The sequence below is a fragment of the Methylopila musalis genome (assembly GCF_042679725.1).
GTDB lineage: Bacteria > Pseudomonadota > Alphaproteobacteria > Rhizobiales > Methylopilaceae > Methylopila > Methylopila musalis.
Genome location: NZ_JBHTMX010000120.1, coordinates 1 through 8,927, shown reverse-complemented (window position 1 = coordinate 8,927; position 8,927 = coordinate 1). Strand labels below are relative to the sequence as shown.

9 protein-coding genes and 1 pseudogene are annotated in these 8,927 nt (G+C 69.9%); 5 read left to right on the top strand and 5 right to left on the bottom strand.

The window, feature by feature from the left end; translation table 11 throughout:
• The 4 genes and pseudogenes from ACFQ4O_RS12265 to cydX form a co-directional block, all read left to right on the top strand.
• Positions 1-190: pseudogene (locus tag ACFQ4O_RS12265) on the top strand (ABC transporter ATP-binding protein); the annotation flags it as partial.
• Between the two features lie 93 nt (positions 191-283).
• Positions 284-1,861: a cytochrome ubiquinol oxidase subunit I gene (locus ACFQ4O_RS12260; RefSeq protein WP_378775978.1), complete on the top strand. Its 1,578-nt coding sequence runs from the start codon at positions 284-286 to the stop codon at positions 1,859-1,861.
• A gap of 6 nt (positions 1,862-1,867) precedes the next feature.
• Complete coding sequence (cydB, locus tag ACFQ4O_RS12255; protein ID WP_378775977.1) at positions 1,868-3,025, top strand: cytochrome d ubiquinol oxidase subunit II; 1,158 nt, start codon at positions 1,868-1,870, stop codon at positions 3,023-3,025.
• Positions 3,026-3,051: 26 nt separating this feature from the next.
• Positions 3,052-3,189 (top strand): cytochrome bd-I oxidase subunit CydX, encoded by a 138-nt coding sequence (cydX, locus tag ACFQ4O_RS12250; RefSeq protein WP_378775976.1) that lies wholly within the window; start codon positions 3,052-3,054, stop codon positions 3,187-3,189.
• 212 nt (positions 3,190-3,401) lie between these two features.
• Here the strand turns inward: cydX and ACFQ4O_RS12245 are convergent, their stop codons facing one another.
• From ACFQ4O_RS12245 to ACFQ4O_RS12235, 3 genes are read right to left on the bottom strand one after another with little or no spacing between them, the layout of a single operon-like run.
• Positions 3,402-4,736, bottom strand: a complete 1,335-nt coding sequence (locus tag ACFQ4O_RS12245; RefSeq protein ID WP_378775975.1) for an ATP-binding protein — start codon at positions 4,734-4,736, stop codon at positions 3,402-3,404.
• On the bottom strand, positions 4,733-5,443 hold the full coding sequence (locus tag ACFQ4O_RS12240; protein WP_378775974.1) for a response regulator: 711 nt from the start codon (positions 5,441-5,443) through the stop codon (positions 4,733-4,735). Before ACFQ4O_RS12240 ends, ACFQ4O_RS12245 begins: the two co-directional genes overlap by 4 nt.
• Before the next feature lie 2 nt (positions 5,444-5,445).
• Positions 5,446-5,991: a MarR family winged helix-turn-helix transcriptional regulator gene (locus ACFQ4O_RS12235; RefSeq protein WP_378775973.1), complete on the bottom strand. Its 546-nt coding sequence runs from the start codon at positions 5,989-5,991 to the stop codon at positions 5,446-5,448.
• Positions 5,992-6,267: 276 nt separating this feature from the next.
• Here ACFQ4O_RS12235 and ACFQ4O_RS12230 point away from each other — a divergent pair, with 276 nt between their 5' ends.
• Entirely contained in the window at positions 6,268-7,164 is an 897-nt protein-coding gene (locus ACFQ4O_RS12230; RefSeq protein ID WP_378775972.1) for a branched-chain amino acid aminotransferase, read from the top strand.
• A 58-nt stretch (positions 7,165-7,222) separates the two neighbouring features.
• Here ACFQ4O_RS12230 and ACFQ4O_RS12225 read toward each other — a convergent pair whose 3' ends face one another.
• Positions 7,223-7,867 (bottom strand): hypothetical protein, encoded by a 645-nt coding sequence (locus tag ACFQ4O_RS12225; protein WP_378775971.1) that lies wholly within the window; start codon positions 7,865-7,867, stop codon positions 7,223-7,225.
• Positions 7,868-8,512: 645 nt separating this feature from the next.
• Positions 8,513-8,927, bottom strand: a 415-nt coding sequence (locus tag ACFQ4O_RS12220; RefSeq protein ID WP_378775970.1) for a molybdenum cofactor biosynthesis protein MoaE, incomplete at its 5' end; no start/stop codon positions are given.

Here is an 8,927-nt window from a genome sequence, read left to right as displayed (position 1 = left end):
CGCCCGCGACGTGCTGCGCCGCCTCGACGGCAAGGCCGGCGGCCGCACGCTGGTCGTCGCCACGCATCTGCGGCGCGAGGCCGAAATCTGCGACCGCGTGATCGCGCTGGAGCGCGGGCGCGTCGTCGCCGATCTCACGCCCGGCGCGCCGGGCTTCCAGGCCGCGCTCGACCGGCTCCGGCCGGACTGAGCGCGACCGGACAGACACCGTTTCCCGCCCCGCGCCGCGTTCGGCGACGCAAGGGCGTATCAGGAGGCCGGCGACCCCGCCGGAAGGCATGAGATGGAACTCGACGTCGTCGCCCTGTCGCGATTGCAATTCGCGCTCACGGCTCTCTACCACTTTCTGTTCGTGCCGCTCACCATCGGCCTCTCGATCCTGCTTGCGATCATGGAGACCGTGTATGTGATGACCGGGCGGGTCATCTGGCGTCAGATGACCAAGTTCTGGGGCGTCCTGTTCGGCATCAACTTCGCCATCGGCGTCTCCACCGGCCTCGTGATGGAGTTCCAGTTCGGCATGAACTGGAGCTACTACAGCCACTACGTGGGCGACATCTTCGGCGCGCCGCTGGCGATCGAGGGCCTGATGGCCTTCTTCCTGGAGGCGACCTTCGTCGGCCTGTTCTTCTTCGGGTGGGACAAGCTGTCGAAGCTCGGCCATCTCGCCGCCACCTGGGCGGTGGCGCTGGGGTCGAACTTCTCGGCGCTGTGGATCCTGATCGCCAACGGCTGGATGCAGAACCCGGTGGGCGCCTCCTTCAACCCGCAGACCATGCGGATGGAGGTGAACGACTTCTTCGCCGTGCTGTTCAACCCGGTGGCGCAAGCGAAGTTCGTGCACACGGTCTCGGCCGGCTACGTCACGGCGTCGATCTTCGTGCTCGGCGTCTCCGCCTGGTACCTGTTGAAGGGCCGACATCTGGAGCTCGCCAAGCGCTCCATGACCGTCGCCGCCTCCTTCGGCCTCGCCGCCTCGCTGTCTGTGGTCGTGCTGGGCGACGAGAGCGGCTACCTCTCCACCGAGCATCAGAAGATGAAGCTCGCCTCCATCGAGGCCATGTGGAAGACGGAGCCGGCGCCGGCCGCCTTCACCGCCTTCGGCTTCCCCGACCAAGCCGCGCGCGAAACGCATTACGCCGTCCACATCCCGTGGGTGATGGGCCTGATCGGCACGCGCTCCCTCACGACCGAGATCCCCGGCATCGAGGATCTGGTGAAGCGCGCTGAAGGCCGCATCCGCAACGGCGTCGAGGCCTATGACGCGCTGCAGACCATCCGCGCGTCGGCCGCGCCCGGCGCCATCCCGGCGGAGGCCCAGGCGGCCTTCGAGGCCGGCGGCCACGATCTCGGCTACGCGCTGCTGCTGAAGCGCTACGTGGACGATCCGCGTCAGGCCACCGACGAGCAGATCGCGAAGGCCGCGGCGGACACCATCCCCCATGTGCCGACGCTGTTCTGGACCTTCCGCATCATGGTGGGCCTCGGAATCTTCTTCATCGCGCTGACGGCGACGTTCTTCTACCTCTCCGCCCGGCACCGGCTGGACCGCTATCCGCTGCTGCTGAAGCTCGCGGTGGTGGCGATCCCGCTGCCTTGGATCGCGGCGGAATGCGGCTGGATCGTCGCGGAGGTGGGCCGCCAGCCCTGGATCATCGAGGGCGTGCTGCCGACCGCGGCGGCTGTGTCCGACCTCGGCGCCTTCACGGTGCTGCTGACGATCCTGGGCTTCACGGCGATCTACACCGTGCTGTTCATCGTGGAGATGGGCCTCATGCTCCACGCGATCAAAAAGGGCCCCGCGCCCGATCCCGAGCCCCAGGCCGAGCTCGCCCCCTACGCTCTCGCGCCCGCGGAGTAAGGCGTCATGATCCTGCACACGCTTCTCGACTACGAAACCCTTCGCGTCATCTGGTGGCTGCTGCTCGGCGTGCTGCTGATCGGCTTCGCCGTGATGGACGGCTTCGATCTCGGCACCGGCATGCTGCTGCCCTTCGTGGCGGAGACCGACCTGGAGCGCCGGGTGGTCATCAACTCCGTCGGCCCGGTCTGGGAAGGCAACCAGGTGTGGCTGATCCTCGGCGGTGGCGCGGTGTTCGCCGCCTGGCCGCCGCTCTACGCCGTGTCGTTCTCGGGCTTCTATCTGGCGATGTTCGCGATCCTGTTCGCGCTCATCCTGCGCCCGGTCGGCTTCAAGTACCGCTCCAAGCGGGAGGACCCGCGCTGGCGCTCGGGCTGGGACTGGGCGCTGTTCGTGGGCGGCCTCGTGCCGGCTCTCGTCACCGGCGTCGCGGTGGGCAACGTGCTTCAGGGCGCGAACTTCCACTTCGGCCCGGACCTGCGCATCTTCTACGACGGCACCACGCTGTTCGAGCTGCTGAACCCGTTCGGCCTGCTCTGCGGACTGGTGTCGGTGGCGATGCTCGTCATGCACGGCGCCAACTGGCTGCTGCTGAAGACGGACGGCCCGGTCTACGAGCGGGCGCGCACCTTCGGCGGCCTCGCGGCGGTCGCGGTCATCGTCCTGTTCGCGCTCGGCGGGCTGTGGCTGTGGCTCGGCGTGGACGGCTACCGCTTCGTCAGCGCGGTCGTCACGGACGGCCCGTCCAACCCGCTCGCCAAGACGGTGGAGCGCGCGTCGGGCGTCTGGCTCGAGAACTACGGAACCATGAGCTGGACCATCATCGCCCCGGCGCTCGGCTTCCTCGGCGCGCTGGCGAGCCTCGGCTTCTCGCAGGGGCGCAAGGCCGTCCTCGCGCTGCTGTCGAGCGCGCTGTCGATCTTCGGCCTGATCTCGACGGTGGGGCTCTCCATGTTCCCCTTCATCCTGCCGTCCTGGACCGATCCGAAGTCGAGCCTGACGGTGTGGGACGCCTCGTCCAGCCATCTGACGCTGTTCATCATGCTGGTGGCGACGGTGATCTTCCTGCCGCTCGTCCTCGCCTACACGGCGTGGGTCTACCGGGTGCTGTGGGGCAAGGTGGACGAACGCGCCATCGCCCGCGGCGACGGCCACGCCTACTGACCGCCGAAGACAAGGAGACACGCATCATGTGGTACTTCGCCTGGATCCTCGGCCTGCCGCTGGCCGCCGCCTTCGCCGTGCTCAACGCCATGTGGTACGAGCTGGTGGACGACAGGGTGAAACAGGGCCCGCAGGCCGCCGAGCGGGGCGTCCTGCCCCGCTGACGGCCGCACGCCGCATCAGCCCCCTCACCCGGCGCTTCGCGCCGACCTCTCCCCGCTGTGGAGAGGTGAAGAACGGCGCCGCTTGCGTCACCTCTCCCCAGCCGGGGAGAGGTCGGAGGGCGCCAGCCCTCCGGGTGAGGGGCGCTTTGTGCGACAGCAATCACGCCTTCCGAACGCGCCGGCTTGTCCGGCGCGTTCGTCGTTTCGGAGGGTCAGGCCGGCACGCGCACCACGGCGCGCAGGCCGCCGAGCGGGCTCTGCTCCAGCGTGACGTCGCCGCCATGGCTGCGGGCGATGTCGCGGGTGATGGCGAGGCCGAGCCCCGAGCCGCCATGGTCCTGGTTGCGGGCGGCGTCGAGGCGCAGGAACGGGCGGAACACCTCCTCCCGCTTCTCCAGCGGCACGCCGGGACCGTCGTCGTCGATGCGGATCTCGAGCGTGCGCCCGTCATGGATCGCCGTCACCTGGATGCGGCGGGCGTAGCGGGCGGCGTTCGACACCAGATTGCCGAGGCAGCGCCGGAACGCGTCCGGCCGCACCACCGCCACCGGATCGCCGTGACTCTCCACGCTGACCTTGGCCCCGGAGGTCTCGGCCGCGCGCTTCAGGTCATCCAGCATGGCGGGCACGTCGGTCGGCTGGGGCGGCTCGCCGGCGTCGCCGCGCACGAAGGCGAGATAGGCCTCCAGCATGCGCGTCATCTCGTCCACGTCCCGGTTGAGGTCCTCGATCTCGGGACACTCGTCCAGCACCGCGAGCTGCAGCCGGAAGCGGGTGAGCATGGTGCGCAGGTCGTGGCTCACGCCCGCGAGCATGGCGGTGCGCTGCTCGATCTGGCGCTCGATGCGGTCGCGCATATCCACGAAGGCGCGGCTCGCCTCCCGCACCTCCCGCGCGCCGCGGATGCGCAGCTCGGGCGCCGCCCGCCCCTTGCCGAAGCTCTCCGCCGCCCCCGACAGCTCCACGATCGGCTTGATCTGGTTGCGCAGAAACAGGATGGCGACGCCGATCAGCACCAGCGAGGCGCAGACCATCCACACGAGGAAAATGTGGCTGTTGGAGGCGTAGGTCTGGCTGCGGCGGGCGATGGCCTTCATCACGCCGTCGTCCAGCAGGACCCGGATCTCCACGAAGTTGGAGCGGCCGACCGTGTCGATCCAGAACGGACGCTTCAGCTCCTCCTTGAGCTGCTTCGACAGCGCCTCGTCGAGGATGGAGAAGAACGGCCGCGGCCGGGGCGGCGGCAGCGCCCGGTCGGCCGTGAACTCCACCTGCAGCGACAGCCGCTCCCGGGCGACGCGGATCAGGGTGGCGTCGCTCTCGGGCGAGGGGCTCGCCGCGTGCAGGGCCGCGAGCGCCGCCACGTTCTGCGCCACCGCGTTCGACAGCCGCTCGGTGACGACCTCGTAGTGCCGCTCCATGAACACGAAGGCGAGCACGCCCTGCAGCAGCACCATGGGCGCCACGATGATCAGCAGCGAGCGGGTGTAGAGCCCCTTCGGCAGCAGACGCCGCGCCCACCCCACCGCCGGCTGGGTCGCGCTCATGCGTCCGCGAGCAGGCGGTAGCCGAGCCCGCGCACGGTCTGCAGCAGCAGCGGCTGGGCGGGATCGTCCTCGATCTTGCGGCGCAGGCGCGTCACCACCACGTCGACCGCCCGGTCGCCGGGCGCCACGTCGTCGCCCGCCACCGCCGACCGGGGCACGGTCTGCCCCAGCCGCTCAGCGAGCGCCACCACCATGTCGCGCTCCCGGTCGGCGAGGCGCACCACCTCGTCGCCGCGCCGCAGCTCGCCCCGTCCGCGATGGAAGGCGAAGCCCCCGAAGCGCACCTCCGGCTCCGACGTCATGGCCGCCGCCCCGGCCCGGCGCAGGATGCCGCTGATGCGCAGCAGCAGCTCGCGCGGGTCGAAGGGCTTCGCCAGATAATCGTCGGCGCCGGTCTCGAGCCCCGCGATGCGGTCCTCGGCGTCCGAGCGGGCGGTGAGCATGAGGATCGGCACCGCGGAGCGGGCGCGGATGGCGGTGGCGAGCTCGAGCCCGCTCTCGCCCGGCATCATCACGTCCAGCACCAGCAGGTCGAAGGCGAGCGCGTCGAGCTTGCCGCGCGCCTCGGCCGCGTCCGCCGCCGCGGTGACGCGGTAGCCCTTGCCGGCCAGGAACTTCTGCAACAGCGCGCGGATGCGGGCGTCGTCGTCCACGATCAGGAGATGCGCCGCGGCGTCGGTGGGCGCGGGCTGGGGAGGAACGGCCATGCTCAGGCGCCGCCGCCGCGGGGCCGGCCGAGCGCCGTCAGCCGCTCCACCTTGCCGCGCTCGTCCCGGTCCACCATGGCGTAGAGGAAGCGGCGCGCGGCCTCCCCCGCTTCGGGTCCCGCGAGCTCGATCGCCCGGCCGATGCGCGCGCTCTGCAGATGGGCGAGCTCCAGCGCCAGCTCGTCGCCACGCTCGGTGACGTAGAGCCGCCGCTGGCGCCGGTCCGAGGCGCCCTCGCGCTGGACGATGAAGCCCTGGTCCACCAGCTCCCGCAGCACCCGGCCGAGGCTCTGCTTGGTGATCTTCAGGATGTCGAGCAGGTCCGTCACCGTCAGGCCGGGATTGCGGTCCACGAAATGCAACACGCGATGGTGCGCGCGGCCGAAACCGTAGCCCGCCAGCGCCTCGTCCACGTCGCGAACGAAGTCGCGATAGGCGAAAAACAGCAGCTCGATCAGATCGTAAGGCGGTTCGTCGCCGGCCGCTGAGGGCGCGTCCGGCGCGGCCAGCGCCCGCCGGTCGCCCTGGGGCGCCATTACGTCAGTCATATTGACTTATCCAGACCATTTCAGTACATCACCACCCCTACGCACGAAACGAACTTGCCGCAACGAACGTCAGGATCGCAGAACATTGCGTGGGAGCGTCGCCGCGCAGCCGCCCGCGGGGAAGATTATCCGCTCGCGCCCGGCGACGCAAAACGGCATCCGCCGTTGATCCGCTTGACCCTCGCCGCTTTCGGGCGCACGAGCCTGACGACGGATCGACGACGACATATGACGGCCGGGACAACCGGCGCCGCACTGTCCTGAAGGAGCTTCATCATGGCCGACGCCCAACCTTTCGATCAACGTGACGGCGTCATCTGGTTCGACGGCGCGTTCGTGCCCTGGGCGGACGCCAAGGTGCATGTGCTTACCCACGCCCTGCATTACGCCAGCGCCGTGTTCGAGGGCGAGCGGGCCTATGGCGGGCGCATCTTCAAGTTGGACGAGCATTCGCGCCGGCTGGTGGAGAGCGGAAAGCTGCTCGGCTTCGACATCCCCTACTCCGTGGCCGAGATCAACCGCGCCTGCGAGGAGACGCTGGCGCGGCAGGGCTTCCAGGACGCCTATGTGCGCCCGATCGCCTGGCGCGGCAGCGAGATGATGGGCGTCTCCGCCCAGAACAACCGCATCCACCTCGCAATCGCGATCTGGCAGTGGCCGAGCTACTTCGACCCGGCGCAGCGGCTGAAGGGCATCCGCGTCGACCTCGCCGAATGGCGCCGGCCCGATCCGAAGACCGCCCCGTCCCGCGCCAAGGCCACCGGCCTCTACATGATCTGCACGCTGTCCAAGCACGCCGCCGAGCGCAAGGGCTACGCTGACGCGCTGATGCTCGACTGGCGCGGCCAGGTGGCGGAGTGCACCGGCGCCAACGTGTTCTTCGTGAAGGACGGCGCGCTGCACACCCCGACCCCGGACTGCTTCCTCGACGGCATCACCCGCCGCACCGTGATCGACCTCGCCCGCCGGCGCGGCGTCGAGGTGATCGAGCGCGCGATCCAGCCGGAGGAGCTTGGAAGCTTCGAACAGTGCTTCATCTGCGGCACGGCGGCGGAGGTGACCCCGGTCTCCGAGATCGCCGACTGGCGCTTCACCGTCGGCGATCTGACCAAGACGCTGATGGAGGACTACCACGCCGAGGTGCAGCCCAAGGCGAGCGTCGCCGCGGCCTGATCGCCCCTCTCTCAGACGACCTCGAACGGCGGGAGCGCGCAGGCGCGTCCCGCCGTTTTCAGTTTGAGGGCGGCGCGTGGCGGCGGGCGGCGAGCACCCGGGCGACGCGGGCGTCGAGGCTGTCCTGCCCGCGCTTCTCCTCGGTCGCCGCCACATAGGCCTGCGCCTTCTCCCGCTCCCGCTCGAAGGCGAGCGCGATCAGCGCGCCGATGTCATGGGCGATCATGGACCCGATGCGGGCGAGGATCGCCGCGCTCGGGATCATGGTGCCGAACCACAGCGCCGGCACGGCGCTCAGCCCGCCCCGGGGCAGCGGCAGGTGCAGCCGCGAGGTCACCAGCGTCAGGAAGGTGGAGAAGGCGTAGAGCCCAACCAGCAGCGTGGCGTAGCTGATCATCTTGTCGAGGCCGAGCACGGTCTCGCCCCTGTTCGCCAGCCCCCAGCCGAAGCCGCCGGCGCCAAGCGCCGCGATCAGCCCCCAGGACAGCGAGATCACCAGCCCGTAGAGCCCCGCCACGTCCGCCCGCCCGGCGCCGCGCAGGGCCGCGATGCGGGAGGCGGTGGTCTCCGGCGACAGCCACGTCACCTGCGGCGCATAGGTCGCGATCGGCTTCAGCAGATCCACGCCGAGCGCGAGCACCAGCACGCCGGCGAGCAGCGCGTAGGCCCCGACGATCATGGCGGTGGAGACTCGGAACGACATGCCCGGATCGTAGGGCGCGCCCGCGCTGGCGCCGAGGTCATATTTTATTAAAGTTAAAAGTAGTTAACGCCTGTTTTTCTGGCGCGGTGGTTGCGGGAGCGGAAGCAGTGGGGGACGCGTCGGCGAACGGACCCGCCACGCCCCTTGTCCCGGCCTTGAGCCGGGATCCAGAAACGCCAGCGTTTCAGATGACGCTCACCCGGCGACATGGCTCATTCTGCGCCGCTAGCGTGTCTGGGTCCCGGCTCAAGGCCGGGACAAGGGACGTGGCGCGCCGCGACATCGGACGTGCGCAAGCCCCTGCTCTTCTGAATCTTTTCCCGGCCTTGAGCCGGGATCCAGAAACGTCAGCGGCTCAGAATCAGACGCGACGGGCGGAGCGCTTCAGCTTGCGGGAGTCGCGTGTCTGGGTCCCGGCTCAAGGCCGGGACAAGAGAGGTGTCGCGCCGCGATTTCGGGCAGGCGCGGCCCCTGCTCTCCTGTATCTTTTCCCGGCCCTGAGCCGGGATCCAGAAACGTCAGTGGATCCGGATAAGACGCGACGGGCGGAGCGCTTCAATTTGCAGGCGTCGGCGTGTATGGGTCCCGGCTCAAGGCCGGGACAAGGGAGGTGGCGCGCCAAGACGACGTTGGTGAGCCAAGCCCTCAGCCCTGCTCCCAGCGCCGCGTCGCGTCGTCGTCGGCGGTCTTGGCGGCGACCCAGGAGGTTCCCTCTGCGGTTTCCTCCTGCTTCCAGAACGGCGCGGAGGTTTTGAGGTAGTCCATGAGGAACTGGGCGGCCTCGAAGGCGGCGGCGCGGTGGGCGGAGAGCGTGGCCACGAAGACGATCGGCTCGCCCGGCAGAATGCGGCCGTGGCGGTGGATCACCAGCGCGTCGGCGAGCGGCCAGCGCGCGCGCGCCTCCGCCTCGATGCGGGCGAGCTCCTGCTCGGCCATGTCCGGGTAGCATTCCAGCGTCAGCGCGGCGAGCGTCGCGCCGCTGTCGGCGCCCCGGCGGCAGAGCCCGGTGAAGGTGACGACCGCGCCCACCTCCTCCCGGCCCGCGGCGAGGCGCGCCGCC